The organism is Microbacterium algeriense, from assembly GCF_008868005.1.
GTDB lineage: Bacteria > Actinomycetota > Actinomycetes > Actinomycetales > Microbacteriaceae > Microbacterium > Microbacterium algeriense.
On record NZ_WAAO01000001.1, the window covers coordinates 628957 to 653763 of the forward strand.

Sequence of the window (24807 nt, forward strand, 5' to 3'; positions counted from 1 at the left end):
CCGCGACGCCGCGGCCGGTCTCGTTGACAGTATAGACATCGGATGTTTACACTCCAAGAGATCCGCACGGAGGAGATCACCCGTGCATGGAGAGGAACCCGTGAGCCGTATCGTCGCCCTCGACACCACCGACATCCGCTTCCCCACGTCCCTGAGCCTGGACGGGTCGGATGCGATGAACCCCGACCCCGACTACTCCGCGGCGTACGTCATCGTGCGCACGGACGCCCCCGACGACATCGAGGGGCATGCGTTCGTGTTCACGATCGGCCGCGGCAACGACGTGCAGGTCGCCGCGATCGACGCGCTCGCCGGGCATCTGGTCGGACGCGAGATCGAGCCGCTGCTCGACGACATGGGCGGCACCTTCCGCGACATCATCAGCGACTCGCAGCTGCGGTGGCTGGGGCCCGAGAAGGGCGTGATGCACATGGCCATCGGCGCCGTCATCAACGCGCTGTGGGACATCAAGGCCAAGCGCGCGGGCCTGCCGCTGTGGCAGCTGCTCGCCCGGATGACGCCGGAGGAGCTCGTCGACCTCGTCGACTTCCGCTACCTCACCAACGCCCTCACCCGCGAGGAGGCGCTGGAGATCCTGCGCGCGGCGGAGCCCGGTCGGGCGGAGCGGGAGCAGCAGCTCCTCGCCACCGGCTACCCGGGCTACACGACCAGCCCCGGCTGGCTCGGCTACTCCGACGAGAAGCTCGAACGGCTCGCCCGCGAGGCCATGGCCGACGGCTTCACGCAGATCAAGCTCAAGGTGGGCGCCGACCTGGAGGACGACATCCGCCGGTTCCGGAAGGCGCGTGAGGTGTGCGGCCCCGACTTCCCGATCGCGATCGACGCCAACCAGCGCTGGGAGGTGTCGGAGGCGATCGAGTGGGTGAACGCTCTCGCCGAATTCCACCCCGCCTGGATCGAAGAGCCCACCAGCCCCGACGACGTGCTCGGCCACGCCGAGATCGCCCGCGGCATCGCGCCCATCCGTGTCGCGACCGGCGAGCACGCCCAGAACCGGGTGATCTTCAAGCAGCTGCTGCAGGCGGAGGCCATCTCCGTGATGCAGATCGATGCCGTGCGCGTCGCCGGCGTCAACGAGAACATCGCCAACCTGCTGCTGGCCGCCAAGTTCGATGTGCCGGTGTGCCCGCACGCGGGCGGCGTCGGCCTGTGCGAGGCCGTGCAGCACCTGTCGATGTTCGACTTCGTCGCCGTCACCGGCACGCGCGAGGGCCGGATGATCGAGTTCGTCGACCACCTGCACGAGCACTTCGTCGTGCCGACCGACATCCGAGGAGGCTCCTACATGGCGCCGACTGCCCCCGGCGCCGGCATGGAGATGAAGGCCGAGAGCATCGCGGAGTACACCTGGACGGGTGCGCATGTCACCGTCTGATCGTCTGCCGGTCCCCACGCTCGGCTACGGCGCCGCGAACGTCGGCAACCTCTTCCGCGAACTGACCGACGACGACGCCTGGGCCGTCCTGGAGGCGGCTTGGGAGAGCGGAATCCGCTTCTACGACACGGCTCCGCACTACGGCCTCGGGCTCTCCGAGCGCCGACTCGGAGCCTTCCTGCAGACCAAGCCGCGCGACGAGTACGTGCTCTCGACCAAGGTCGGCCGCCTGCTGCGCTCGAACCCCGATCATGACGGCGGCCTCGACACCGCGAACGACTTCCACGTGCCGGACGACCTCAGGCGCGTCTGGGACTTCTCGGCGGACGGCATCCGCACGAGCCTGGAGGAGTCGCGCGAGCGGCTGGGCATCGAGCGCATCGACCTGCTCTATCTGCACGACCCGGAGCGGCACGACCTCGACCTCGCGCTCGCCGAAGCCCTTCCCGCGCTTGAGCAGCTGCGCGCGGACGGCGCGGTGACCGCGATCGGCATCGGCTCGATGGTGTCGGAAGCCCTGGCGGCGTCCGTTCGCTCGGCGGACCTCGACCTGATCATGGTGGCCGGTCGCTACACGCTGCTGGAGCAGCCGGCCGCGGTCGACGTGCTCCCCGCCTGCCGCGAGACCGGGACCGGGGTCGTCGCGGCGTCCGTGTTCAACTCCGGCCTGCTGGCCTCGAGCGAACCCCGCCGCGACGGCCGCTACGAGTACGGGCAGCTGCCCGACGAGCTGTGGGATCGGCTCGTGCGCATCGCCGCGGTGTGCGCCGATCACGACGTGCCCCTGCCGGCCGCCGCGATCCGGTTCCCGCTGCAGTCCGAGGTCGTACGCTCGGTGGTCGTCGGGGGCAGCCGTCCGGCGCAGCTCCGGCAGAACGCCGAGTACGCTGCCTTGGAGATCCCCTCGGCGCTGTGGGAGAACCTCGCCGCCGAAGGCCTGATCCCCGCGTCCTGACCCGCGTCCCCGACCGAGAGGAGCCCCCCGTGCTCGAAGGAATCCACCCGCTGCTGACCGGGGAGCTGCTGCTGCATCTCGACCGGATGGGCCACTCCGACGCCGTCGTGGTCGCCGATGCGCATTTCCCCGCGTGGGGACTGGGCGCACGGGTGGTCGACCTCCCCGGAACCACGACGCCGGAGGTCGTGGCCGCGATCCGCACGGTGCTCCCGCTCGACGACGCCCCCGGCATCGATCTGATGACCTCCGCCGACGGCGAGGTGCTCGACGTGCAGCACGAGCTCATGGCCGCGGCGGGCACGGAGCTGGACACGACCCGCTTCGTCGACCGCTTCGCGTACTACGAGGTCGCGAAGGAGGCGTATCTCATGGTGCGCACGGGAGAGACCCGCAAGTACGGCAACGCGCTGCTCCGGAAGGGCGTCGTCGGCCACCCCTCGGCCTGACCCGGGGGTTCAGCGCCCGACGGTCGACTCCCGCACGATGAGCTCGGCGGGGAACGGCGTGGGTGCCGGAGGCGCGGCGGTCGGATCGGCGAGGAGCTGCAGCAGCGCGGCCCCGGCGGCGCGACCGATCTCGTAGCCGGGCTGCCGGACGCTCGTCAGCGGCACCACGCCCTGGTGTGCGGCAGCCACGTCGTCGAAGCCGACGAGGGCGATCTCCTCCGGCACCCGGATGCCGTGGCGGAGCAGCTGTGTCAGCACACCGAGGGCCACACCGTCGTTCGCGGCGAAGACCGCGTCCGGGCGCTCCTCCGCCGGAAGCTCCGCCAGGTGCGCCCCGGCACGGAGGCCGTCTTCCGTCGTCAGATGCTCGACGTCGAGGACGGAGACGCGGGCGGCGGTCCCCGCCACGGCGTCCTGCAGGCCCGCCAGCCGGTCGTTCGACTGGCTCACCGCCGGGGCTCCGAGGAACAGGATGCGGCGACGGCCGAGGGAGACCAGGTGCTCGCCGGCGAGCCGTCCGCCGCCGCGGTCGTCGAAGGTGACCGCGGCGACCGAGGGCGAATCACGGATGGGGCCGACGACCACCGCGCGGATCCCGCGGGTCGCGAGTTGTTCCAGCCGGGGCACGACGTCTCCATGCGGGTAGATCACGATGCCCTGCACCCGGTGGGCCTCGAACATGTCGATGTTCTGCTCTTCGCGAGCGGCATCGCGGGCGCTGTCGCTGAAGAAGAGCGACCAGCCGCCCTCACGGGCCACGTCGTCGACGCCACGGGACAGGTCGTTGAAGTAGGGCAGCCAGGCATCGAGGAGGATGAGGGCGAGGGCCTTGCTCGATCCCGCGCGGAGCTGGCGGGCCGACTCGTTCGGCACGAAGCCGAGCTCGGCGATCGCCGCCCGCACCCGCTCGCGGCTGGCGGCGCCGAGGACGTGCGGGTGGTTGAGGTAGTTCGACACGGTCGATGCCGAGACCCCCGCGAGAGCCGCGACATCCTTCACGCTCGCGGACATGGGCCTCCTTCGGCGATGGGACCGCAGGCGCGCGGCCGGATGAGGCCCAGGCTAGCGGAGGAGTTGTAACGTGCCAAGAAAGTTCTTGACACCCCGGCGGATGGCGACGTAGCGTGACTCGCACACCGGGCTTGTAACGTGCCAAGTCCGCGCGGCGACGGTGCCGGACACCCGCCGGAGGAGCGCTCATGAACATCGGCTGCCACGGACTCGTCTGGACCGGGAGCTTCGACGCCGACGGCATCCGGCTCGCGGTGGAGAAGACGAAGCAGGCGGGATTCGACCTCATCGAGTTCCCGCTGATGGACCCGTTCTCCTTCGATGTCGCCGCCGCGAAGATTGCTCTCGCCGAGCACGACCTCGCGGTCAGCGCGTCGCTCGGTCTGTCCGAGTCCACCGACATCACGAGCGGCGATCCGGAGACCGTCGCCGCGGGCGAGGCGCTCCTGCTCCGCGCGGTGGACGTGCTCGCCGAACTCGGCGGCACGCACTTCTGCGGCGTGATCTACAGCGCCATGAAGAAGTACATGCAGCCGGCGACCGCGGAGGGACTCGCGTCCAGCCGCCGGACGATCGCCCGGGTGGCCGACCATGCCGCCGAACGCGGGGTCTCCGTCTCGCTCGAGGTCGTCAACCGCTACGAGACCAATGTGCTGAACACGGCGCGCCAGGCGCTCGCGTACCTCGCCGAGGTCGATCGGCCGAACCTCGGCATCCACCTCGACACGTACCACATGAACATCGAGGAGTCGGATATGTTCGCGCCCGTGCTCGACGCCGCTCCAGCGCTGCGTTACGTGCACATCGGGGAGAGCCACCGCGGGTACCTCGGCACCGGAACCGTCGACTTCGACACGTTCTTCAAGGCCCTCGGTCGCATCGGCTACGACGGCCCCATCGTGTTCGAGTCGTTCTCCTCGGCGGTGGTCGCCCCCGACCTCAGCCGCATGCTCGGCATCTGGCGGAACCTCTGGTCGGACAACGACGAACTCGGGGCGCACGCCAACGCCTACATCAGGGACAAGCTCGTCGCGGTCGATTCCATCCGGCTGCATTGAGCCGATCGGGCGGTTGAGATCAAGATGTTATTACAGGTCTTCCGTCGCCGCCCATCCTTAGATACATTTAGATACAACTTGCACTGACCCGGGTGCAGGTCGCAGAATTGATCCGATGTTTACGGCGGGACGATCCGCCGGATTCGCGACAGAACCTTCAAGGAAGCAGGTGAGCGCATGAGTGGACCCATCCTGAGGGTCGAGGGGATCAGCAAGGGTTTCCCCGGCGTCCAGGCGCTGAAGGACGTGCACCTCGAGGTGCGCGCCGGCGAGGTGCTCGTGCTCGTGGGTGAGAACGGTGCCGGCAAGTCAACCCTGATGAAGATCCTCTCCGGGATCTACACCAAGGACGAGGGCACCATCACGTTCGAGGGCCGGGAGGTCGAGCTCACCAGCCCGTTGCAGGCGCAGGAGCTCGGCATCACGATCATCCATCAGGAGCTCAACCTGATGCCCGATCTGACCGTGGCGCAGAACATCTACGTGGGGCGCGAGCCGACGACGGGCCCGTTCCTGTCGGAGCGGAAGCTCAACCGCCAGACGGCCGAGCTGCTGCAGCGCCTCGACATCCACCTCGACCCGCGACAGCGCGTCGGCGAGCTGACCGTGGCCGAGCAGCAGATGGTCGAGATCGCCAAGGCCCTGTCCTTCAACGCCAAGGTGCTCATCATGGACGAGCCCACCTCGGCCCTCACCGACACCGAGGTCGAGACCCTGTTCGTGCTCATCGAGCAGCTCAAGGCGCGGGGCACCGGCATCGTCTACATCTCGCACCGCATGGACGAGTTGCGTCGCCTCGCCGACCGGGTGACCGTGCTCCGCGACGGCACATACATCGGATCACTCGACAGGTCCGAGATCACCATCCCGACGATCATCGAGATGATGGTCGGGCGTGCGATCGACGAGGCCACCCGCCCCGAAGCCCGCGAGCACCTCAACGATCCGATCGTGCTCGACGTGCAGGGGCTGTCCACGAAGACCCTGCTCAAGGATGTGTCCTTCCAGCTGCACAGGGGAGAGATCCTCGGCTTCGCCGGTCTCATGGGGGCGGGGCGCACCGAGACCGCCCGTGCCGTGATCGGCGCCGACCACCGCGACGGCGGAACCATCACGATCGCCGGCCGCGCGGCCCGGATCGCCCAGCCCGCGGACGCGGTCAAGCACGGCGTCGGCTACCTGTCCGAGGACCGCAAACTGCTCGGCCTGATGCTCGAGCAGGACGTCACGTTCAACACCGTGCTCGCCTCGCTCGGCTCCTATGCCAACGCGATCGGCTGGATGGGCGACAGCAAGGCCAAGAACCGCACCAAGGAGTACGTGCAGCAGCTGCGGGTGAAGACGCCCTCGGTCAACCAGGTCGTCAAGCTCCTCTCCGGAGGGAACCAGCAGAAGGTCGTCATCGCCCGCTGGCTGATGCGCGACTGCGACATCCTCATCTTCGACGAGCCGACCCGCGGCATCGACGTCGGTGCGAAGGAAGAGATCTACCGCCTCATGCAGCAGCTCGCCGACGCGGGCAAGTCCATCATCGTCATCTCGTCGGAGCTCCCCGAGATCCTCCGTGTCGCGAACCGCATCGCCGTGTTCGCGAACGGGCGCATCACCGGGACGCTCCGCAACGAGGAAGCCAGCCAGGAGAAGATCATGCAACTCGCAGCCCACGGGGAGGAAGACTGATGAGCACCCCACAGCAGTCCGGATCGTCGACGACGACGATCATCCAGACGGCCGTCAATGAGGACACCGACAAGCGCGACGTCGCCGGGTTCCTCAAGCGCCAGTTCCAGCAGTCGCTCGCGTTCGGCACCCTGATCGTGCTGGTGATCTTCTTCTCGATCGCCAGCCCCAACTTCTTCACCTTCAGCAACATCGCCACGGTGCTGCTGTCGACCGCGGTCATCGGCATCCTCGCCCTCGGCACGACGTTCGTCATCATCACCGGCGGCATCGACCTGTCGATCGGCACCGGCATGGCGCTCTGCGCCGTGATGACCGGCGTGATCGTCACGAACCTCGGACTGCCCGTCTGGATGGGCGTGATCGGCGGCATCGCGACCGGCGTGCTCATGGGGCTGGTCAACGGCGTCAACATCACCTTCCTGCGGCTGCCCCCGTTCATCGCGACGCTGGCGATGATGATGATCGCCGGCGGTCTCGCTCTCGTGATCTCGAACGTGGCGCCCATCTACTTCTCGACGTCGGCTCCCGACTTCAAGAAGATCGCCCTCGGTGTGATCATCCCCGGCATCCCGAACGCCGTGCTCATCACCGCGGCGCTCGCGATCGTGGCCTGGCTCGTGCTGTCGAAGACCCTGCTGGGCCGGTACACCTTCGCGATCGGATCGAACGAGGAGGCCACGCGCCTCTCCGGCGTCAACACCCGGCGCTGGACGATCCTGATCTACATGTTCGCCGGAGCCTTCACCGGCATCGCGGGCATCGTGATCGCCGCCCGCCTCGACTCCGCCCAGCCGCAGATCGGCACCGGGTACGAGCTGCAGGCCATCGCGGCCGTGATCATCGGCGGCACCTCGCTGCTCGGCGGACGCGGCTCGATCCTCGGCACCGTGATCGGCGCGCTCATCATGAGCGTGCTCGTCAACGGTCTGCGGATCATGTCGATCCAGCCCGAGTGGCAGAACATCGTCGTCGGCGTCGTCGTGCTGCTGGCGGTCTTCCTCGACTCGCTGCGCAACCGGCAGCGCACCTGAGACGCGGGCGGCGGCGAAACCCGTGCCGACCGCCGCCCCACCCGGACCCGTCCGGAAACAGCGGAGCGATCCGCAAGGCACCAGGAATGTCCACCCCGCCGGTCCTGGCCGGCACCCACACAGAGAACAATGGAGTTTCCATGAAATTCGGCAAGAAGACCGCATTCGCGGCACTCATGGCCGCATCCGCGCTGGTGTTCGCCGGCTGTGCCGGCGGCGGTGACGTGATCGAAGAAGGATCCGGCGGAGACGGCGGCAGCGGCGACGGCGAGATGTACATCGCCCTCGTCTCGAAGGGCTTCCAGCACCAGTTCTGGCAGGCCGTCAAGAAGGGCGCCGAGGAGAAGGCCGACGAGCTCGGCGTCCGAATCACCTTCGAGGGTCCGGCCGCCGAGACCGAGATCGCGCAGCAGCTGGAGATGCTGACCGCCGCGATCGACAAGAACCCGGATGCCATCGCCTACGCCGCCCTCGACCCCGAGGCGTGCGTCGCCCCGCTCGAGCAGGCGAAGTCGAAGGACATCCCCGTCGTGTACTTCGACGCCCCGTGCAACGGCGATGTCGGGCTCAGCCTCGCCGCGACCGACAGCAAGGTCGCCGGCGCGCTCGCGGCCGAGCACATGGCCGACCTGATCGGCGGCGAGGGCGAGGTCGCGATCGTCGGACACTCGCAGATCAACTCGACCGGTGTCGAGCGTCGCGACGGCTTCGTGGAGAAGATCGAGGCGGACTACCCCGACATCAAGATCGTCGACATCCAGTACGGTGACGGCGACCACCTGAAGTCGGCGGACATCGCGAAGACGATCATCGCGGCCCACCCCGACCTCAAGGGCATCTACGGCACGAACGAGGGCTCGGCCATCGGCGTCGTGAACGCCGTGAACGAGCTCGGTCTCGAGAAGGGCAAGATCACCATCGTCGGCTTCGACTCCGGTGCAGCCCAGATCAACGCCATCAAGGACGGCACGATGGCCGGCGCCATCACGCAGGACCCGATCGGCATCGGCGCCCAGGTCGTGCAGGCGGCCTACGACGCGGCCAACGGCGACGAGGTCGACGAGTTCTACGACACCGGTTCCTACTGGTACGACAAGAACAACCTCGAGGACGACAAGATCGCCGCAGTCCTCTACGAGTGACACCCCGCCGAAGCCCCTCACCTCCCGGTGGGGGGCTTCGTCGTGCGTCCCGCGTCGCGCGCGTTCGCCGAACGTACGGGAACTCGCCGAGTGCACGGGATCCTCGCGCGGGGAAGCCGTGCACTCGACGCGAGGCCGTGCACTCGGCGCTGGGGGACGGGGTTAGCGGTCCTGCTCGTCGGTGTGGCGGCGGGGCTTCGTGTACCAGTTCCGTGTGACGAAGGTGACGATTGCGACTGCGATGGCACCTCCGACGTTCCACCACGTGATCGGGTTGCCGGACAGCAGCGGCACCAGCAGGATGAAGAGCGCGATCAGCAGGTTGATGATCAGTCGGCCAAGAAACGAATTCATCCGGATCACCTACCGTGTGCAATTCACGATGGTGACGCTGTCAGCGGCGGGGCGAGCGTATTTGGTACACGCATGGTGAATCTCCTCGTAACGACCCGCCAAGGCCACCCTAAACCGCCCGAACAGGTCTGTCTATCGGGCGTACGGGGGGTCACCGTCGCCGGCCAGCCATCGGTCCGTGTTCAGGCGGAGAGCGTCAGCAGCTGCGCGGGGGTGGTCACGAGCATGCGGTGCACGGCCTCTTCGCCCACGGCCTCACGGAGGCGGGGGAGGTAGCGCTCCCCGAGGTAGGCGAGTCCCGGCATGCCGCCGTAGGCGATGTACCGCGTGCGTCGGGCGACATCGCCGCCGAGCAGGATCCGGTCGCCGGCGCCGCGCTCGACCACCGCGACCGTCAGAGCGAGCAGCTCGGCGTCGGACCGGGTGCGCGGGCGGGCGAAGCCGTCGTAGCCGAGGTGGGCGCCGCGCTCGGCGAGCGAGACGTGCAGGCCAGGGTCGGGATCGCGGTCGGCGTGGGCCAGCACGACACGCTCGGCCGGCACACCCTCGGCGCCCAGGAGGTCGAGCACCTCGTGGGCGGCGGTGCCGAACTCCAGATGCACCATGACGGGCGCCCCGGTCTCGCGGTGAGCCTGGGCCACAGCGATCAGGGTCGTGCGCTCGAATGGGCTGATGCGCCAGTAATCGGCCCCGCCCTTCAGCATCCCGGCGCGGACGGGCTGCCCGTCGGGGCCTGCCGCGACCGGCACATCGGGCGTCTCGAACACTGCGGCGTCGTCCGCCGGCATCCCGCGCGTGAGGTCGGAGACGAACAGGGCGGCGAGGCGGTCGGCACCCCACACCTGCATCGGGTGGTCGGGGCCGTAGTGGGCCTCACGGTGACGGCCGGTGGTCGCGACGACGTGCAGCCCGGTCGCGGCGCTGATGCGGGCGACCGCGGCCGGATCGCGGGCCAGGCCGAACGGCGTGGCATCGACCATGGTCTCGAAGCCGCTCGCCCGCAGCAGCCCGGCCTCCTCGCCGGACGCGGCCTCGTCGTCGAGCTCATCCCCGACCAGCAGCGGCGACACCTGGAAGAGGTGCTCGTGGTAGTCCACGCGCCCGAGCTGCGACGGGTCGATGTCGCCGAGGACGGTCCGCACGACGGGCATCAGCGCACCGACTCCGCGGCCTCCGCCAGGCGCTCGACGGTCGCGGGCGTGAGGTCGAGGTCGAACACGTCCGCCACGACCTGCGACCAGCCGTGGATGAAGTAGCGCCAGCCGTCGACCACCTGCAGCCCGCGGCCGTCCTGCTGCGCCTCGGCCTGGTGCAGGAACTCCAGCGAACCGCGGTAGTTGAACTCCCACACATAGGCGCCCTCGGGGAAGACGACGGCGTCGGTCAGGGGCGATCCGGGGCGGTCCTTGCCGAGCCCGGTGGCGTTCGCGATGACCGAGCCCGCGGGGGCGGCGGTGACCAGGGCGTCGGCCTCCTCCGGCGTCTCGGTGACGACGTAGCGGAGCAGCCCCTCGGGAGTGCCGTGCTGGCGGTGCACCTCGCGCAGGTGGTCGAGCTTGTCCTGCGTGCGCGCCGTGACGGTGATGAGGGTCGGGGCGTCGTCCCGCTCGGCGAGGGCCCAGCTCAGGGCGGTGCCGGAACCACCGGCCCCGAGGACGACGACCTCGGCGCCGGTGCGCGCGAAGTGGTCGGCGGGCAGGAACTCGCGCAGCGCCAGGTCGACCGTGATCGGGTCCTTCGCGCGACCGGACAGGGTGGACCCGCGCTTGGCGATGCTGGAGATCTCGGCGCACGACACGGCGAACGGGTCGAGCTCGTCGAACAGGTCGGCGGCCGCCGCGTACACGTTCATCTTGTGCGTGGTGACGAGTGCCCCGCGGTGGTGGGGATCGTCGCGGATCTGCTCGACCATCGCGCGGTACTGCGCGGGGTCGGCGTCCATCGGCAGGTCGTGGCCGACGAGGGTCCGGGTGGGGAGGCCGAGGATGTCGGCCCACAGCGGGAAGACCTTCATGATCGACGAAGAGGCGGTCGTGACCCCGACGAAGCCCATGTAGTCGGCGGTGGCGGAGGCAGAAGGCGCGGGGGACGTCGCGGCGGTGGTCATCGGGTCTCCTCGGGAGCGGACGCGGGGGCGGGGACGGGGTGAGAGGGCGCGGCGCCGCGGAGGACGGCCAGCACGTCGCCGAGCGACAGCGAACCCATGTTGTCGACGGCCTGGGTGGTCTGGGCACCGAGGTGCGGGGTGACGATCACCCGATCGGCGAGGTCCGGGTCGAGCAGGGGGCTGTCGTGCGCGGCCGTGTCGCCGTCGAGGGTGTCGGCCGCGTACCCGGCGAGCGTGCCGTCGCGCAGCGCGTCGGCCACGGCCTGCTCGTCCACGAGGTCGCCGCGCGCGGTGTTGACGAGCACCGTGCCCGGTCGCATCCCGGCGAGGCGGTCGGCGTCGACGAGGCGCTGTCCGCCGGGGGCGTGCAGCGTGATGACGTCGGCGGTGTGGAACAGGTCGTCGAGGGCGACGGGTTCCGCGCCGCGGTCGTGCACGAGCTCGGCGGGCAGGAACGGGTCGGAGGCGAGCAGCCGCGGACCGAATCCACCGAGCCGCCGCGCGACGCCCTGGCCGATCCGCCCGAAGCCGACGATGCCGACGGTCGCGGCGCCGAGCTCCCGCCCGCGGCGGACGCTCCAGTCGCCGTGCCGCACCCGGCGGTCGCCGTCCGGGATGGTGCGCAGGGCGGCGAGCATGAGCCCGACCGCGTGGTCGGCGACCGCGTCGGCGTTCGCTCCGGGGGTGTTCGTCACCGGGATGCCGCGCTCGCGCGCCGCCTCCAGGTCCACCGCCTCGGTGCCGACCCCGTAGCGGGCCACCACCTTGAGCTTCGCGCCGGCCGCCAGGTGCGCATCGGTCACCGGGCCGGTGCCGGCGATCCACGCGTCCGCACCGTGCAGCAGCACGCGCAGCTCGTCGAGGTCGTGGTGGGCGGGGCCCCGGAGGATGCGATGACCCGCCTGCGCCGCACGCTCGACCAGGTCGAGATCGCCGTCCGAGAAGGAACGGCTCGTGACGAGGATGACGCCCATCAGCGTGGCCTTCCGGCGAACCACGGCGCGAGGGCCGTGTACGCGTCGGTGAAGCGCGCGTGGCGTTCGGCGTAGACCGCGTGGCGGGCGGGATCGGGCGTGAACTCGGCCGTGACCTCGCTGAGCGCCCGGGCGGCGGAGAAGTCGGTGAGGCCGAGGCCGACGGCGCCGGTGACCGCGGCACCGAGGCTGTTCGCCTCCTCCACGATCGTGCGACGACGGACCGGTACGCCCCAGACGTCGGCGAGGACGGCGAGGTAGACGTCGCTCTGCGCCCCGCCGCCGACCGCGTCGATGCGGTCGATCGTCGCCCCGGCCTCGCGGAACGCCTGGATGCACGTGAGGAGGTTGAACGCCGTCCCCTCCAGCACGGCGCGCACGAGGTGCTGCCGTCCGTGGTGACGGGCGAGGCCGACGAACGCGCCGCGGGCGTCGGGGTCCCACAGCGGGGCGCGCTCGCCGAGCAGGTAGGGGAGGAAGTAGAGGTCGTCGGTGTCGACGTCGCTCGCGGCCTCGGCGACGAGGCGTCCGGTCTCCGGGTGCGCGGGGTCGGGCGAGAGGGCTTCGGCGATCCACTGCACCGACGCGCCGCCGGCCTGCATGGTCGCGGTCGGCACGAACGAGGCCGGGACGACGTTGTCGAACGTGAAGGTCCGCATCGCGGGGTCGTGCAGCGGAGCGTCCGCCGCGAAGGAGATCCACGAGGAGGTGCCGAGGCACACGTAGGCGCCGTCCTCCGGGGCCACGACGCCGGAGCCGACGGCGGCGAGCGGTCCGTCGCCGCCGCCCATCACGACCTGCACGCCGGTGTGGAGCCCGAGCGCCTCGGCCGCGGCGGGCGTGAGGGGGCCCGCGATCTGCGTCGACTCGAGGATCTCGGGGAACAGGGCGGGGGCGAGCCGCGCGGCGGCGAGGATCTCCGGCGACCAGGTGCCGGCGACCTGGTCGTACGCGTTGGTGCCGGAGGCGTCCGAGCGATCCGTGGCGAGCCGCCCGGTCAGCCGCAGCACGATGAAGTCCTTGGCGACGCACACCCGGCGCACCCGGGCCCACACGTCGGGCTCGTTATCCCGCACCCACATGACCTTCTCGATCGAGTAGGTGGGGTTCAGGCGGTGGCCGAGGATGCCGTACGCGCGCTCGGCGCCGACCGCCGTCTCGAGCTCGCGCTGCTGGGCGCCCGCCCGGGTGTCGGCCCAGATGATCGCGGGTCGTGCGGGCTCGCCGTCGCCGTCGAGCAGCACGGCGCCCATCATCTGCCCGCTCACGACCAGCCCGGCGACGTCGGCCGGGACGGTGGCGGTGCGTGCGAGGAGGTCGCGGGTCGCTGCCACGACCGCGTGCCACCAGTCGGCCGGGTCCTGCTCGGCGATGCCGCCGGCCGCGAAGTGGGCGGGGTAGGGAACGGTGACCGCGGCGATCAGGCGGCCGTCATCGTGGTGCAGGGACGCCTTGTTCCCGGTCGTGCCGAGATCGTGGGCGATGATCATGGCCGGAGCCTATTCCGCGTAGGGGCGCAGGTCGACGCCGGACTCCGCGCGGAACGCCCGCGAGCCCATGCCGCGCTCCAGCACCCAGCCGTAGTCGTGGCCTGCACCTCCCGGGTACACGGCGAGGAAGGAGTACGGCTCGTCGCCGGTGTTCACGGAGCGGTGCGCCCAGCCCGGAGGGATGTAGCCGATGGTGCCGGGGAGCATGTCGAGCCACTCGGTGCGCTCGCCGTCGAACATGAGCAGTCCGCCGCGACCGTGCAGTGCGAGGTAGATCTCGCCCTGGTGGTCGGGGTGCTGGTGGCCCTTGGTCATCCAGAGCTCGCCGGCCGTGTCGCCGGGCATGATCGTGGTGATCGACTGCGGCAGCTCGCGTTCGACCTCGGGGACGGGGGAGCTGACGACCGTGTAGACGATCGGGTCGTCGCCCGAGGCCGCGGCGGACCAGGCGTCGTGGTCGCGGAACAGGCCCTCGAGGTCGGACATCCGCCGGGTCAGCGTGGGGCCTTCGGGGGAGAGCGTGAGCTTCTCGGCGTCGAAGGCGATCGCCATCGGGGAGATCGGCGGGGTCTGGTACTCGGGCATCCATGCTCCTCGAAACGGGTGCTGCGTCGTCGCAACCTGTAATGACAGGTTTACTGTACCTGTTATGACAGGTGGCGTCCAGTGCTCGCCTGCGCGGAGGGCGGCGCGCGCCCGTCGGCGGTCAGACCGTGAGCACGCGTTCCAGGTGCGCCCGTCCGCCGCTGATCGCCTCCGCCGTCACGTCCTCCCAACCGGGATACTCCGCATGGCCCGCGGGAAGCACGGCCAACTCGAGCTCGTGGGCTCCCGCCGCGACCGCGAACTGCCCCTGAGGCGGCACGTACTGGTCCCACAGGGCGGCCTCCACCCGGACCGGTACCGCGGCGAAGCCCATGCTCGTGGAGGAGTCGAACCAGCGCAGCACCTCGCGGGCCTCCGGGTGCTGCTGCACATGACGGCGAACAGTCTCCCCGCTCCCGAGACACGGCACGGCCAGACGCTCGTCGTACTGGCCGAAGCTCGGCACGATGAGGGTGGCCCCGACGAACCGGTCATCCCACGGCAGGGCGAGGGCGCCGATGCCGCCGCCGAAGCTCTCTCCGACGTAGTAGAGGGGAAGGGAGCCTACGAGCGCGACCAGGGCATCGGCGGCGAGCCACAGATCGCGGGCGCACAGCCCGAGCACGTAGTGGTCGGGGTCGTCGATGCCGGCCAGCACATGCTCCGGTGTGGGTTCGGGTGCGCCGACTCCGGCGTTCAGCACGCCGAGCCCTCGCGCCACCGGGTAGATCGCCGCGACGTCGTCCGGCACTCGGGCCAGGTCGACGGCATCGCGGCCGCCGTAGCCGTGCCCGTGCACGACGCCTGCGCGGGGCGTGCCGTGGAGGGGCTCGACGACCCACGCCCGCAGCCGCACGCCGTCGACGCCGGAGTGCTCGATCACGGACACCCGACGGCCCTGGTCCTCCGAGGTGGAGAGGACGACGGGGCCGGCGTCCACCGTGGCGGCCTCCCGCCGCCAGCGTCGCCAGCGGTCGGCGAACCCGGGCGGTGCGGGCACCGGGCGGACGGCGCGGAGGTCGGCCTCGGTGCGGCCGTAGCTGCCGTCGAAAGCGGCATCGGGGAACCAGGTGGCGTAGGGCTCGGGGAAGGTCATGCGGGGTGAGGGATCCTGTTCCGGGAGAAGGGCGGACGGGTGCGGGTCGACCGCGGCGGGCCGAGGGCGTGCGTGGCAGACTGGAGGCTCCATCGGAAGGAGACCGCGTGCTGGTCACGGAGCGACGCGAGCGCATCCTCGCCCTGACCCGCGATCGCGGCACGGCCTCCATCGTCGAGCTCGCGGCGACGCTGCAGGTGAGCGAGATGACGGTGCGGCGCGATATCGACCAGCTCGCCGAGGAAGGCGCCGTCGAGCGCATCCGCGGCGGCGTGCGGGCGCGAGGGCACCAGCGCCTGGCAGTGGCTCCCGCGGCCTCGGCCGAACGACGGGCGATCGTCGCGGCGGCCGCGTCGATCGTCGAGCCGGGCATGGCCGTCGGCATCTCCGGCGGACCCACGGCGCTCGCGCTGGCCCGTGAGCTCGTGCGCGTGCCCGAGCTCACCGTCGTCACCAATGCCCTGCCGGTCTCCGACCTGTTCTCGCCGCCCGACCGCGCCGACGCTCCGTACACGCAGACGGTGGTGCTCACGGGTGGAGTCCGCACTCCGTCCCAGGCGCTCGTCGGACCGGTCGCGGTCCGGGCGCTCGAGCACCTGCACTGCGATCTCGTGTTCCTCGACGCCCACGGTCTCGACGAGCAGGCCGGCATCACGACCATGAACCTGCTGGAGGCCGAGACGAACCGGGCGCTCATGGCGGCGGGGCGGGAGGTCGTCGTCCTCGCGGAGCACAGCCGCTGGGGCGTGGTCGGACTCACCACCGTCGCCGACCTGAGCGACATCGACCGGCTCATCACCGACGATGGGCTCGACGAGGCGGCGCGGGAGCAGCTCGCCGCGCATGTCGGCACCCTGCACGTCGCGTCGCGGGACGGCGGCGATGAGCGTGCGCTCGCGACGGCCCTCGCGGACTGAGTCCGCGAGGGTCATCGCGCCGTGCTCGCCCGCGGGATGAGGCGGGCGCCGACCGTCACGTGCCGCACGGGGAGATCGGCTCCCGGAGGGGCCGCGATCTGCCGCTCCAGTTCCGTGAACGCGGCGTCGACGAGCCGCTCGTGGTCGGGGGCGATCGTGCTGAGCGCCGGGACGGCGAAGCGCGCGGCGCGGATGTCGTCGATGCCGACGACGGCGACGTCGCGCGGCACGTTGCGTCCTTGGGCCTGCAGGGCGGCGAGCGCGCCGAGGGCCACCGAGTCGTTCGAGCAGACGATGCCGTCGAGGTCGGCGACCGCGGCGGCCATCGCCCCCGCGACGCGAGCGCCCTCCTCGGCCGTGAACGCGTCGACCTGGGCGGTGAGGGCGGGGTCGGCGGGGATGCCGGCGGCGTCCAGCGCCTCCCGGTAGCCGGTGTGCCGACGGTCGGCGGCGTCGGAGGGACGCGCGTCGCGGCGGCCGACGAAGCCGATGCGGCGGCAGCCCACGGCGATCAGATGCTCGGTGGCGGTGTAGGCGGCGGCGCGGTTGTCGATCGTGACGTGGGTGAACGGGCTCACCTGGATGTGCTCGCCGAGCAGCACGAGGGGCCCGGGGGAGGTGCGGCGCGTGAGGTCGGCGACCGTGAGCGATCGCGGGATGTGGATCAGCCCGTCGATGGCCGGCAGACCGACGCCGTTCGCGACGTCGACCTCGCGGCCGTGGTCGCCCTCGGTCTGCACGATGAGCACGGCCAGCCCGCGTTCGTCGGCACCGCGGACGATGCGCGAGCCGAGCTCGGCGAAGTACGGCTCCTCGAGGTGCGGCACGGCGAGCGCGATGAGCCCGGTGCGGGTGGCGCGCGCGGCGGGGAGCACGCGGCCGCCGGGCGAGGTGGTCACCTGCGGCCTCCTGGAGGGACGACGGTCTCCGCCGGGTCGGCGGATGCCCTTCACGTTAGCGCCCTCCGTCACGATTGCACTCGGAACGCGATCACGCGCGCCTCCGCGACGCCGTTCGTCCGCTCCACCACGAGGCGCGCGGCCGTGAAGGCGCCGAGATCCGCCGGCAGCGGGTGCACGCGCAGCCGATGGCGGTTGTCCCGCTCCTCCACCACGGTGCGCCAGTCCGCGGAGCCCGCCTGCTGCACCTCGACGCGGTAGTCGCGCACGAGCTGGGGCAGCACCTCGTCGGGGCTGCGGTGGTGGTGCAGGGTGTTGAGCTCGAGGTCGACGTCGTCGTCGAACACCAGACGGATCTCGGAGGCCGTCACCGGCTGCTCCCAGTCCAGGCGCAGCCACTGCGGGCCCTCGGCCTCCGGGGCGGACGCCCACAGGTGCGGTCCGCCGAAGGGACGGTTGTAGCCGGAGGTCGCCCGCTCCGGAGCCAGCGCGTCCGACGCGGGGCTCGTGCGGAAGTGCGGGACCCGTCCCCGCAGCGGCTTGGTGGGCCACTGCACGAGCAGTCCGTCGCGGTCGACCTGCACGTTGCGGTCGTCGTTGTCGACGCGGTGCACGAGCGTGAGGACGCCGGGGGGCAGCGCCGCGGCGAGCTGCACCTGCACCTGCGGGTTCGCGCGGAGCACCACGATCGCGTTCTGCGGCTCCTCCGGGGCGAACGGCGTCTCCGCCTGCACCCAGGACGGGCCCCCGGCGGGGACGTCGATCACCGTGCGGTGTTCGAGCACCGCGGGCACGACGTTCTGCGGTCGGCCCGTGGACCAGACCTCCACCGTGACCTGCGTGTCGACCTCGGCGCTGAGCAGAAGCTCGGTGGTGTCGAGGCGCGGGTGCACGGGCACGACGATGCCCAGGTCCTCGACGAGCGCGTGCGGGGTCGCATCGGCCTCGGTGCTCGCCGGGGTGCCGATCGTGCGCAGCGTGCTCGAAGCGGTGGCGGTGGCAGAGCGGGCGTGATCGGAGTCATCCTCGTTCGCGACGCCGACGAGGGAAGCGTCGGCGCGCAGCAGCGTCTGCCGCAACTCGGCGCGGTGGTGCCGGTACAGCTCGCGCGGAGTGGCGTCGTGCTCGTAGCAGAGAGCGGCGGCGGTGCCGGCGGCCTCGCCCATCGCGGCGCAGGTCGCCATCACCCTGGCGGCGCCGAACGCGATGTGCGTGGCCGAGATGTCGCGGCCCGCCATCAGCAGGTTGTCGACGTTGACGGAGTACAGCGAGCGGAACGGGATCTCGAAGATGCCGTCCGAGAAGCGCTGCACGGCTCCCGCGCCCGTCGCGTACATGCCCTCGGCCGGGTGCAGGTCGATGGACCAGCCGCCGAACGCGACGCCGTCGTCGAAGGACGTCTGCTCCAGGATGTCCTGCTGCCGCAGCGTGTAATCGCCGATGAAGCGGCGGTACTCGCGCTTGCCCGGGATGTTGCCGATCCACTCCAGCGTGAGGTTGTCGGCGTCGAACTCGCCGGAGTTCTTGATGTGGTCCCAGATGCCGAGGATCACCGACCGCAGCTCGTCGCGGATGGCCTCGTTGTCGTCGACGATGTCGAGCGTGCCGCCCCACTCGATCCACCAGTAGTGCGCGCCGCTGTCACCGCTGCGGATGATGCGCGAGGAGGGGATCGGTGTGGTGGAGATGTCCTTCGCGCTCTCCGGTGCGACGTACTTCACCGGGTGGCCGAGATCCTTCGTGTAGAAGAGGAGCGTCGAGCCGAGGAACTCCCGCACCGGCTCCTCCGGCGCCCACTCCTCCCCGAACTCGGCGTGGCTCTCCTTGCCCAGACGGTGCCTGGCACCGACGAGCCGGCCGACCAGACCATCGCCCGTGCAGTCGAGGAACAGCGGACCGCGGAAGACGGTGCGGATCTCGGATCCCATGGTCCAGCCCGTGACCGACCGGACCCGACGGGCGTCATCGGGTCCGGTGGCCTCGGCTTCCAGCACCTCCGTGTTCAGGAACAGCGTGAGGTTGGGCTCGCGGCGCACGATGTCGAGCACCACGTCGTCCCAGTACACCGGGTTCCCCTCGGGGTTGCGGAACTGGTTCTCCCGGTACATCTCGCCGATGATCCCGGTCTCCCGCGCCCACCGCTGGTTGCCGTGCGCGGTCGCCCCGCACACCCAGACCCTCACCTCCGAGGAGGAGTTGCCGCCGAGCACCGGCCTGTTGTTGATCAGCACGGTACGTCGGCCGAGGCGGGCGGCCGCGACGGCGGCGCTCACTCCGGCGAGGCCGCCGCCGACGACGATGATGTCGGCTTCGACGGTCTGGGTGCGCATGGGGGTCCTTTCGGGAGGGGTGATGATGCCGCTCAGTGCGCGGCGATCGCTTCGATCTCGTAGACGCGGGCGACGTCGGTGGCGGAGTCGGACGGGTCGGTGATCACCAGGCGCACGGCGTCGGCCGTCCGGTCCTGGGCGTCGATCACGACGGTCGTCTGCGTGTTGTCGACGATGCTGCCGACCGTGACCCAGCCGGTCGCTGTGCGGAGCTGGACGGTGAAGTCGCGCAGCACGGATGTCTGGGGCGGACCGACGGTGTAGCCGCTGCGGACCCGCACGACGTCGAGCGGCGCAGCCTGGTCCCATTCGACCGTGATGGTCGGCTGGGTGTCGGAGGCCGCCGAGATCCAGCGGCTCGCATCCGTGCAGCCGTCGTCGACCGCCTTCTCCGGGCCGGTGTCGGCGCGGAGCTGGGACGAGGCGGTCGCGGTGCCGCCGAGGGCCAGGTTCACGCCGCCGGCGTCGCCGCGGAGCGAGGAGACGATGGCGGAGAGGGTCGTCCCGCCGGGTTGTCCGTCCCGGGGGATCTCGGCATGGCGCAGCGTGCCGCCGTTGGGAACAGCGGGGGCGCTGAGGTAAACGACGTCGGTGCCGTCGGCGCGGGTCGCCGCGCGGAGCCGCTGCTGGCCCACGACGGGTTCGCCCACGGTGTCGGCGGTCCATCCGGACGCTCCGGCGGTCAGCACCGCGGTCTGGCTGCGGGTGATGCCGCAGTCCTGCACCGACACCACGGCGTAGACGCGGGTCTCACCGCCCGCGGTCGTGGTGTCGAGGGCGGCGATCGTCTGCACGCCGCTGCCGAGCGCGTCCGTGTCGACGAGGGTCTCGCTCGTCCAGGCGGTGCCGTTCCAGGTGGCCCACTGCACGTCGAAGGCGTTCTCAGTCTCGTCGGCATACCGGTACGTCACGCCGACGAGCTCGCCGTCGGCGATCGCCATCTTCGCGGTCTGCACCGCCGGCACGGCGTCGCCGATGGTCTCGCCGGGCTCGTAGCCGCGCCACACCACGGCGCCCGGGGTGTCCGGGCGGATCGGGGTCGGCAGCGCCTGGCCCGCGACGTCACGGAAAGCGCCGGTGGCCGGGTCGTACACCGCGTAGGAGCCGAGATGGCGATACGGATCGGCGGGCCAGGGGCCCCACTCCCACAGCACGTGGACCCGGCCGCTCGCGTCGACCTCGAGGTCGTCGGGATAGAAGGAGTGGTTCACGGCGGCGGCGATCGTCGTCTCGCGGCTCCACGTGCCCGTGGTCGGGTCGTAGTGGTAGAGGACGCCGTCCCTGCGGGCCTGCGGATCGGCGCCGACGCGCACCATGAGCCAGACGTCGCCGTCCGCGCCCTGGGCCGTCACCGGATACGAGATCGCGGCACCGGCGTCGGGCATCTCGGCGCTCACGTCCACGAGAGACGTCACGTCGTACGGCGTCGTGGAGCGGAAGTACTTCCACGGCTCGTGGTGCATGGACACGAACGCGTGGATGTAGCCGTCGCCGTCGATCGCGATCGACGGCTGGTTGTGGCCGTTGTCGTCCAGGTACTCGGCGCACGCCCCGGTCGTGAGGCGCAGGCACCCGGAGGTCCAGGTGCCGTCGGCGGCGCGGACCGCCAGGTTCACCTGGTGCTTCGCGGCCTGTGATCCCGGCACGTTGTAGGCGAAGTACGTCTTGTCGCCGTCGACCGTGAGCGGGTTCCACCAGCCGGACTGGTTGGAGGTGTCGACCGTCGCGGGGACGGTCTCGACGTCGGCGGTGGCCGCGCCGGCCGAGGCGGGAACGGCGAGGGTGAGCGCGATGAGGGCGGCGGCAGCGGCGGCGCCGGCCTTCCAGCGGAGGGTCATGACGATGCTCCTCAGCCCAGCAGCTTCTGCGCTTCGTCGCCGGCCTGAGCCATCGCGTCCTTCGCGTTCTGCTGACCGACGAGCACGGCCTGCACGCGGTCGGCGATGACCGTCTCGATCTGCGCGTACTGGGGGTACTGCCAGAACGGGTTCGTGGTCGCCGTCGCGGTGATCTTCTCCGCGAAGCGGGAGCCGAACGGGTCGGAAGACACCTCCTTCGACGCCTGCGCCTCCTCGGTCACCGGCGGCAGGCCGCGCAGCTCGTAGTCGCCGAGCACCGCCTTCAGGTCGCTCGTGGCCCACTGGCCGAAGTCCGCCGCCGTACGCGTGCTGTCTCCGGAGCCGCCGCCGACGATGGCGATCGCCCCGCCCCAGACCAGCGCGCGAGGGGTGTCGCCCTTCTTCAGCACCGGCCGCGACTCGGGCATGAGCTTCGAGGCGAGGTCGGGGTCGGGGGAGTCCTTCGTGACGGAGGCGCGGCCGACCGGGGCATCGTCGTAGATGGCCGCTCGCCCCTGGGCGAAGAGGGACCGGGCGTCGAAGCGGTCGACGTCGGCGGCGATCAGTCCCTGGTCGTACAGCGACTTGTACCAGGTCACCGCCTCGATGCTCGCGTCGTCGCCGATCGTGACCTTCCCGTCCTTGACGAGGTCGCTGCCGAACGTCTGCATCCAGATCAGCACGTCCTTGAGCTGCGCGGCCTTGGTCGAAGCGGCGTAGGGGATCAGGCCCCCGCCGAGGCCCTTGAGCTTCTTCAGCGCCGCCTCGAAGTCGTCGACGGTGGTGGGGAACGTGGAGATGCCCGCCTTGTTCAGGAGCTCGGAGTTCGTGATCAGACCGATCGCGCCGATGGTCCACGGGAAGGCGTACTGCTTGCCGTCGAGCTGAGTGGCCTCGAGGCTCGACGCGGTGTAGCCGCGGCCCTTCGTGAGCGCCGAGACGTCCTCCAGCTTGCCGAGCGCGGCCAGCGAGGCGAGCCACGCGACGTCGACGTGCGCGGCGCCGGTGAACTGCCCGCCGCGCACCTGCAGCATGAGCTGCTTGAAGTACTCGTTGTAGGGGAAGGAGACCTCGGTGATGCCGACCTCGTTGGTCTTCTTGTAGCCGTCGAGCAGGGCGCGCGTCGCCGGGGCGGCCGCTTCCTCCGTGAGCGACCAGCTCGAGAACGAGAAGTCGGTCGCGGTGAACTTCCCGGCGCCGAGGCCGGAACCGGGGGAGGAGGACGGGCTGCCGCTGCCTCCGCCGCTCGGCATGCAGCCGGCGAGCAGGAGGCCGGCGGCGCCGAGCCCGGCGAACTGGAGCAGCTGGCGACGGGAGACGGTGGTGTTCTCGGACATGAGGGTGCTCTCTCTTCTTCGAGGGACTGCGGATGAGGGGGTGGTGCGGGTCAGCCCTTGACCGCGCCGGCGGTGAGACCGCCGACGAGGAAGCGCTGCAGGGCGATGAACGCGATGGCCACGGGGAGCGAGACCACCAGCGAAGCCGCCATGAGCTCCGGCCAGGCGGTGGACGCCTCGCCGATGAACGTGTTGACGAGTCCGGGTGGCAGGGTCTGCTTGTCCGGCCCGGCGAGGGTGAGGGCGAAGATGAAGTCGTTCCAGCCGCGGACGAACGCGAACAGACCCGCGGCGATCAGGCCGGGGGCGGCCAGCGGCAGCACGATCGAGTGGATGATGCGCATGCGGGAGGCGCCGTCGACACGGGCGGCTTCGATGAGCTCGTCCGGGATCGTGTCGAAGAAGCCCTTCAGCATCCACACGCACAGCGGCAGCGTGAACGTGGTGAACGACAGCACGAGCGCGGCGTAGGTGTTCAGCAGGCCGTACGCGGAGAAGACCGCGTAGAGCGTGATGAGCAGCAGCGCCTGCGGGAACATCTGCGAGGCCAGCACGAAGTACATCAGGCTGCGACGTCCGCGGTAGCGGAACTTCGAGAACGCGTAGCCCATGTAGGCCGAGACCAGCACGGACAGGATCGCGGTGATGACGGACACGACGATGCTGTTGCGGAGGTAGCCGAACAGGGCCGGGTTGTTCGCAAGCGCGGCGTACGCCTCGAACGTGATCTCGGTGGGGAACAGCTTCGGCGGGTAGCTGAACACCTCGGTGCGCGGGGTGAGCGAGGTCACCAGCAGCCAGTACACGGGCAGGAGCGCGAACCCGCCGAACACGACGACGGCGATCCAGGCGCTCACGGTCGTGGCGCGACGATCCGAGCGGTGACGCCGACGACGCGGCGCGGGGGGCGGGGCGGTGACGGCGGTCACCGTCTCCTCGGTCAGCACGGCGGTCATCGCTTCTCTCCCTTTTCGGACAGGCGGACGTAGACGACGACGAGCGCCATCAGCAGGACCATCCAGAGCAGGCCGAGCGCGCCGGCATGACCGAGGTCGAAGCCGTCGAACGCCGTCTCGTACACCGCGGTGGCGAAGGTCTGGGTGGATCCGGCGGGGCCGCCGCCGGTGAGGACGTAGATGATGTCGAAGTGCTGGAAGTTCCAGATGAACTCCAGGAGGATCACCAGGCCGATGATCCCGCTCATCTGCGGGACGGTGATGGAGAAGAACCGGCGGACGGTGCCGGCACCGTCGATCTCGGCGGCCTCGTGCAGTTCGACGGGGACGGTCTGCAGGCCGGCGAGGAGCATGACCATCATCCAGGGGAACGACTGCCACGTCTTCGCGACGATCACGGCGATCATCGCGGTGGTCGGGTTCGCGAGCCACGCCTGCGGGGAGTCGATCAGGCCGATGGACTCCAGCGCCGCGTTCAGCACGCCGTAGTTGGCGTTGAAGATCCACATCCAGAGGAATGACACGACCACGCCGGGGATCAGCCACGGGATGAGCATGAGGCCGCGGAGCACCTTGGCGCCGCGGATGCGGGAGTTGAGCGCCAGCGCGAGGCCGAAGCCGATCACGAAGGGAGCGATCGTGGTGCCCAGTGTGAAGACGAGGGTCTGACCGAGCAGCGGGAAGAAGTCGCCGGTGAGGACGTCGACGATGTTCTGGAAGCCGACGAATTCACGCCCTGGTTCGACGAGGCTCTGCTTGAAGAACGCGGTGATGAGCGCGGTGATCAGCGGGTACACGACGACGGCGGCGAGCAGCGCGAGGCCGGGAGCCGTGAGGAGGAGGGCGAACATCCCGTCCGAGAGGCGACGGGGCCGACGACCTGTTCCTATCTGTGAGGAAATGGTCTGTTCTGTCATCTAGGTCATCCTTGGCCTGGGGTGATGTGTCCGCACTCTCACGGTGCGGTCTCGGGAGTTCTCAGTATTTCCGGCGGATTACGGTCGCGTCAACTGGAGAGACCAATAGTGAGAAATTGATGGAAACTGACAGGTTTGTTCAATTTCGTCACACCAGGAACCCTCTCGAGTGCGATGGCGCATCCCGACCTCCGTCATCGCGGCTCGACACAGCTGAGAGAGCTTCGAGTCAGCGCCGTGAGGCGATCGAAGAAAAATCGATGCTTGCTAGTCGATTATCGA

Annotated in this window: 22 protein-coding genes; 8 read left to right on the forward strand and 14 right to left on the reverse strand. The window is 70.3% G+C overall.

Translation table 11 applies throughout. The features are described from left to right. The first annotated feature begins 100 nt into the window (after window positions 1-100). From F6A08_RS03015 to F6A08_RS03025, 3 genes are read left to right on the forward strand one after another with little or no spacing between them, the layout of a single operon-like run. Window positions 101-1396: an L-fuconate dehydratase gene (locus tag F6A08_RS03015; protein WP_151458576.1), complete on the forward strand. Its 1296-nt coding sequence runs from the start codon at window positions 101-103 to the stop codon at window positions 1394-1396. After that, window positions 1383-2351 (forward strand): aldo/keto reductase, encoded by a 969-nt coding sequence (locus tag F6A08_RS03020; protein WP_151458577.1) that lies wholly within the window; start codon window positions 1383-1385, stop codon window positions 2349-2351. The genes F6A08_RS03015 and F6A08_RS03020 overlap by 14 nt, the downstream gene beginning before the upstream one ends. Before the next feature lie 29 nt (window positions 2352-2380). Further along, on the forward strand, window positions 2381-2800 hold the full coding sequence (locus F6A08_RS03025; protein ID WP_151458578.1) for an RbsD/FucU family protein: 420 nt from the start codon (window positions 2381-2383) through the stop codon (window positions 2798-2800). A gap of 9 nt (window positions 2801-2809) precedes the next feature. Here F6A08_RS03025 and F6A08_RS03030 read toward each other — a convergent pair whose 3' ends face one another. Then, complete coding sequence (locus F6A08_RS03030; RefSeq protein ID WP_151458579.1) at window positions 2810-3811, reverse strand: LacI family DNA-binding transcriptional regulator; 1002 nt, start codon at window positions 3809-3811, stop codon at window positions 2810-2812. Window positions 3812-3999: 188 nt separating this feature from the next. Here F6A08_RS03030 and F6A08_RS03035 point away from each other — a divergent pair, with 188 nt between their 5' ends. The 4 genes from F6A08_RS03035 (at window position 4000) to F6A08_RS03050 (ending at window position 8725) form a co-directional block, all read left to right on the forward strand. Further along, window positions 4000-4869, forward strand: coding sequence for a sugar phosphate isomerase/epimerase family protein (locus F6A08_RS03035; protein WP_151458580.1), 870 nt, complete (start codon window positions 4000-4002; stop codon window positions 4867-4869). Between the two features lie 177 nt (window positions 4870-5046). After that, the gene (locus F6A08_RS03040; RefSeq protein WP_017203361.1) at window positions 5047-6549 is read left to right on the forward strand and encodes a sugar ABC transporter ATP-binding protein; all 1503 of its coding nucleotides are present in this window, start codon (window positions 5047-5049) and stop codon (window positions 6547-6549) included. After that, complete coding sequence (locus F6A08_RS03045; protein ID WP_017203360.1) at window positions 6549-7583, forward strand: ABC transporter permease; 1035 nt, start codon at window positions 6549-6551, stop codon at window positions 7581-7583. The genes F6A08_RS03040 and F6A08_RS03045 overlap by 1 nt, the downstream gene beginning before the upstream one ends. Window positions 7584-7723: 140 nt before the next feature. Beyond that, window positions 7724-8725 (forward strand): ABC transporter substrate-binding protein, encoded by a 1002-nt coding sequence (locus F6A08_RS03050; protein ID WP_151458581.1) that lies wholly within the window; start codon window positions 7724-7726, stop codon window positions 8723-8725. Window positions 8726-8887: 162 nt separating this feature from the next. On the opposite strand, the gene F6A08_RS03055 is transcribed toward F6A08_RS03050, so the two are convergent. From F6A08_RS03055 to F6A08_RS03085, 7 genes are all read right to left on the reverse strand, one after another. Then, on the reverse strand, window positions 8888-9079 hold the full coding sequence (locus F6A08_RS03055; protein ID WP_225855713.1) for a hypothetical protein: 192 nt from the start codon (window positions 9077-9079) through the stop codon (window positions 8888-8890). Window positions 9080-9261: 182 nt separating this feature from the next. Beyond that, the gene (locus F6A08_RS03060) at window positions 9262-10230 is read right to left on the reverse strand and encodes a phosphotriesterase family protein (RefSeq protein ID WP_151458582.1); all 969 of its coding nucleotides are present in this window, start codon (window positions 10228-10230) and stop codon (window positions 9262-9264) included. Next, complete coding sequence (locus F6A08_RS03065; RefSeq protein ID WP_151458583.1) at window positions 10230-11186, reverse strand: shikimate dehydrogenase family protein; 957 nt, start codon at window positions 11184-11186, stop codon at window positions 10230-10232. Before F6A08_RS03065 ends, F6A08_RS03060 begins: the two co-directional genes overlap by 1 nt. Beyond that, window positions 11183-12160, reverse strand: a complete 978-nt coding sequence (locus F6A08_RS03070; protein WP_225855714.1) for a phosphoglycerate dehydrogenase — start codon at window positions 12158-12160, stop codon at window positions 11183-11185. The genes F6A08_RS03065 and F6A08_RS03070 overlap by 4 nt, the downstream gene beginning before the upstream one ends. Next, on the reverse strand, window positions 12160-13650 hold the full coding sequence (gene xylB, locus F6A08_RS03075; protein WP_151458585.1) for a xylulokinase: 1491 nt from the start codon (window positions 13648-13650) through the stop codon (window positions 12160-12162). The genes F6A08_RS03070 and xylB overlap by 1 nt, the downstream gene beginning before the upstream one ends. A gap of 9 nt (window positions 13651-13659) precedes the next feature. Continuing rightward, window positions 13660-14235 (reverse strand): glucose-6-phosphate isomerase family protein, encoded by a 576-nt coding sequence (locus tag F6A08_RS03080; protein ID WP_151458586.1) that lies wholly within the window; start codon window positions 14233-14235, stop codon window positions 13660-13662. A 121-nt stretch (window positions 14236-14356) separates the two neighbouring features. Beyond that, the gene (locus F6A08_RS03085) at window positions 14357-15331 is read right to left on the reverse strand and encodes an acetylxylan esterase (protein ID WP_151458587.1); all 975 of its coding nucleotides are present in this window, start codon (window positions 15329-15331) and stop codon (window positions 14357-14359) included. 107 nt (window positions 15332-15438) lie between these two features. Between F6A08_RS03085 and F6A08_RS03090 the strand changes: the two genes are divergently transcribed. Continuing rightward, window positions 15439-16248, forward strand: coding sequence for a DeoR/GlpR family DNA-binding transcription regulator (locus tag F6A08_RS03090; RefSeq protein ID WP_151458588.1), 810 nt, complete (start codon window positions 15439-15441; stop codon window positions 16246-16248). Window positions 16249-16259: 11 nt separating this feature from the next. Here the strand turns inward: F6A08_RS03090 and F6A08_RS03095 are convergent, their stop codons facing one another. The 6 genes from F6A08_RS03095 to F6A08_RS03120 all read right to left on the reverse strand — a co-directional run bounded on the left by F6A08_RS03095 (window position 16260) and on the right by F6A08_RS03120 (window position 24459). Continuing rightward, window positions 16260-17147, reverse strand: coding sequence for a LacI family DNA-binding transcriptional regulator (locus F6A08_RS03095; protein ID WP_124896514.1), 888 nt, complete (start codon window positions 17145-17147; stop codon window positions 16260-16262). Between the two features lie 68 nt (window positions 17148-17215). Then, window positions 17216-19477 carry an FAD-dependent oxidoreductase gene (locus tag F6A08_RS03100; RefSeq protein WP_151458589.1) on the reverse strand — a complete coding sequence of 754 codons (2262 nt, stop codon included), beginning with the start codon at window positions 19475-19477 and terminating at the stop codon, window positions 17216-17218. A 32-nt stretch (window positions 19478-19509) separates the two neighbouring features. Next, window positions 19510-21315 carry a BNR-4 repeat-containing protein gene (locus F6A08_RS03105; RefSeq protein ID WP_151458590.1) on the reverse strand — a complete coding sequence of 602 codons (1806 nt, stop codon included), beginning with the start codon at window positions 21313-21315 and terminating at the stop codon, window positions 19510-19512. 11 nt (window positions 21316-21326) lie between these two features. After that, window positions 21327-22652 carry an extracellular solute-binding protein gene (locus tag F6A08_RS03110; RefSeq protein ID WP_124896511.1) on the reverse strand — a complete coding sequence of 442 codons (1326 nt, stop codon included), beginning with the start codon at window positions 22650-22652 and terminating at the stop codon, window positions 21327-21329. 50 nt (window positions 22653-22702) lie between these two features. Then, window positions 22703-23608 (reverse strand): carbohydrate ABC transporter permease, encoded by a 906-nt coding sequence (locus F6A08_RS03115; protein ID WP_124896510.1) that lies wholly within the window; start codon window positions 23606-23608, stop codon window positions 22703-22705. After that, window positions 23605-24459: a carbohydrate ABC transporter permease gene (locus F6A08_RS03120; RefSeq protein WP_017204130.1), complete on the reverse strand. Its 855-nt coding sequence runs from the start codon at window positions 24457-24459 to the stop codon at window positions 23605-23607. Before F6A08_RS03120 ends, F6A08_RS03115 begins: the two co-directional genes overlap by 4 nt. Window positions 24460-24807: the final 348 nt, after the last annotated feature.

What these genes read in the sequence shown, in the direction of transcription:
- F6A08_RS03020 (WP_151458577.1), top strand. Translation starts at nt 1,383, where the DNA reads ATGTCACCGTCTGATCGTCTGCCGGTCCCCACGCTCGGCTACGGCGCC.
- F6A08_RS03030 (WP_151458579.1), bottom strand. Translation starts at nt 3,811, where the DNA reads ATGTCCGCGAGCGTGAAGGATGTCGCGGCTCTCGCGGGGGTCTCGGCA.
- F6A08_RS03035 (WP_151458580.1), top strand. Translation starts at nt 4,000, where the DNA reads ATGAACATCGGCTGCCACGGACTCGTCTGGACCGGGAGCTTCGACGCC.
- F6A08_RS03040 (WP_017203361.1), top strand. Translation starts at nt 5,047, where the DNA reads ATGAGTGGACCCATCCTGAGGGTCGAGGGGATCAGCAAGGGTTTCCCC.
- F6A08_RS03045 (WP_017203360.1), top strand. Translation starts at nt 6,549, where the DNA reads ATGAGCACCCCACAGCAGTCCGGATCGTCGACGACGACGATCATCCAG.
- F6A08_RS03050 (WP_151458581.1), top strand. Translation starts at nt 7,724, where the DNA reads ATGAAATTCGGCAAGAAGACCGCATTCGCGGCACTCATGGCCGCATCC.
- F6A08_RS03055 (WP_225855713.1), bottom strand. Translation starts at nt 9,079, where the DNA reads ATGAATTCGTTTCTTGGCCGACTGATCATCAACCTGCTGATCGCGCTC.
- F6A08_RS03060 (WP_151458582.1), bottom strand. Translation starts at nt 10,230, where the DNA reads ATGCCCGTCGTGCGGACCGTCCTCGGCGACATCGACCCGTCGCAGCTC.
- F6A08_RS03065 (WP_151458583.1), bottom strand. Translation starts at nt 11,186, where the DNA reads ATGACCACCGCCGCGACGTCCCCCGCGCCTTCTGCCTCCGCCACCGCC.
- F6A08_RS03070 (WP_225855714.1), bottom strand. Translation starts at nt 12,160, where the DNA reads ATGGGCGTCATCCTCGTCACGAGCCGTTCCTTCTCGGACGGCGATCTC.
- xylB (WP_151458585.1), bottom strand. Translation starts at nt 13,650, where the DNA reads ATGATCATCGCCCACGATCTCGGCACGACCGGGAACAAGGCGTCCCTG.
- F6A08_RS03080 (WP_151458586.1), bottom strand. Translation starts at nt 14,235, where the DNA reads ATGCCCGAGTACCAGACCCCGCCGATCTCCCCGATGGCGATCGCCTTC.
- F6A08_RS03085 (WP_151458587.1), bottom strand. Translation starts at nt 15,331, where the DNA reads ATGACCTTCCCCGAGCCCTACGCCACCTGGTTCCCCGATGCCGCTTTC.
- F6A08_RS03100 (WP_151458589.1), bottom strand. Translation starts at nt 19,477, where the DNA reads ATGCGCACCCAGACCGTCGAAGCCGACATCATCGTCGTCGGCGGCGGC.
- F6A08_RS03105 (WP_151458590.1), bottom strand. Translation starts at nt 21,315, where the DNA reads ATGACCCTCCGCTGGAAGGCCGGCGCCGCCGCTGCCGCCGCCCTCATC.
- F6A08_RS03110 (WP_124896511.1), bottom strand. Translation starts at nt 22,652, where the DNA reads ATGTCCGAGAACACCACCGTCTCCCGTCGCCAGCTGCTCCAGTTCGCC.
- F6A08_RS03115 (WP_124896510.1), bottom strand. Translation starts at nt 23,608, where the DNA reads ATGACCGCCGTGCTGACCGAGGAGACGGTGACCGCCGTCACCGCCCCG.
- F6A08_RS03120 (WP_017204130.1), bottom strand. Translation starts at nt 24,459, where the DNA reads ATGTTCGCCCTCCTCCTCACGGCTCCCGGCCTCGCGCTGCTCGCCGCC.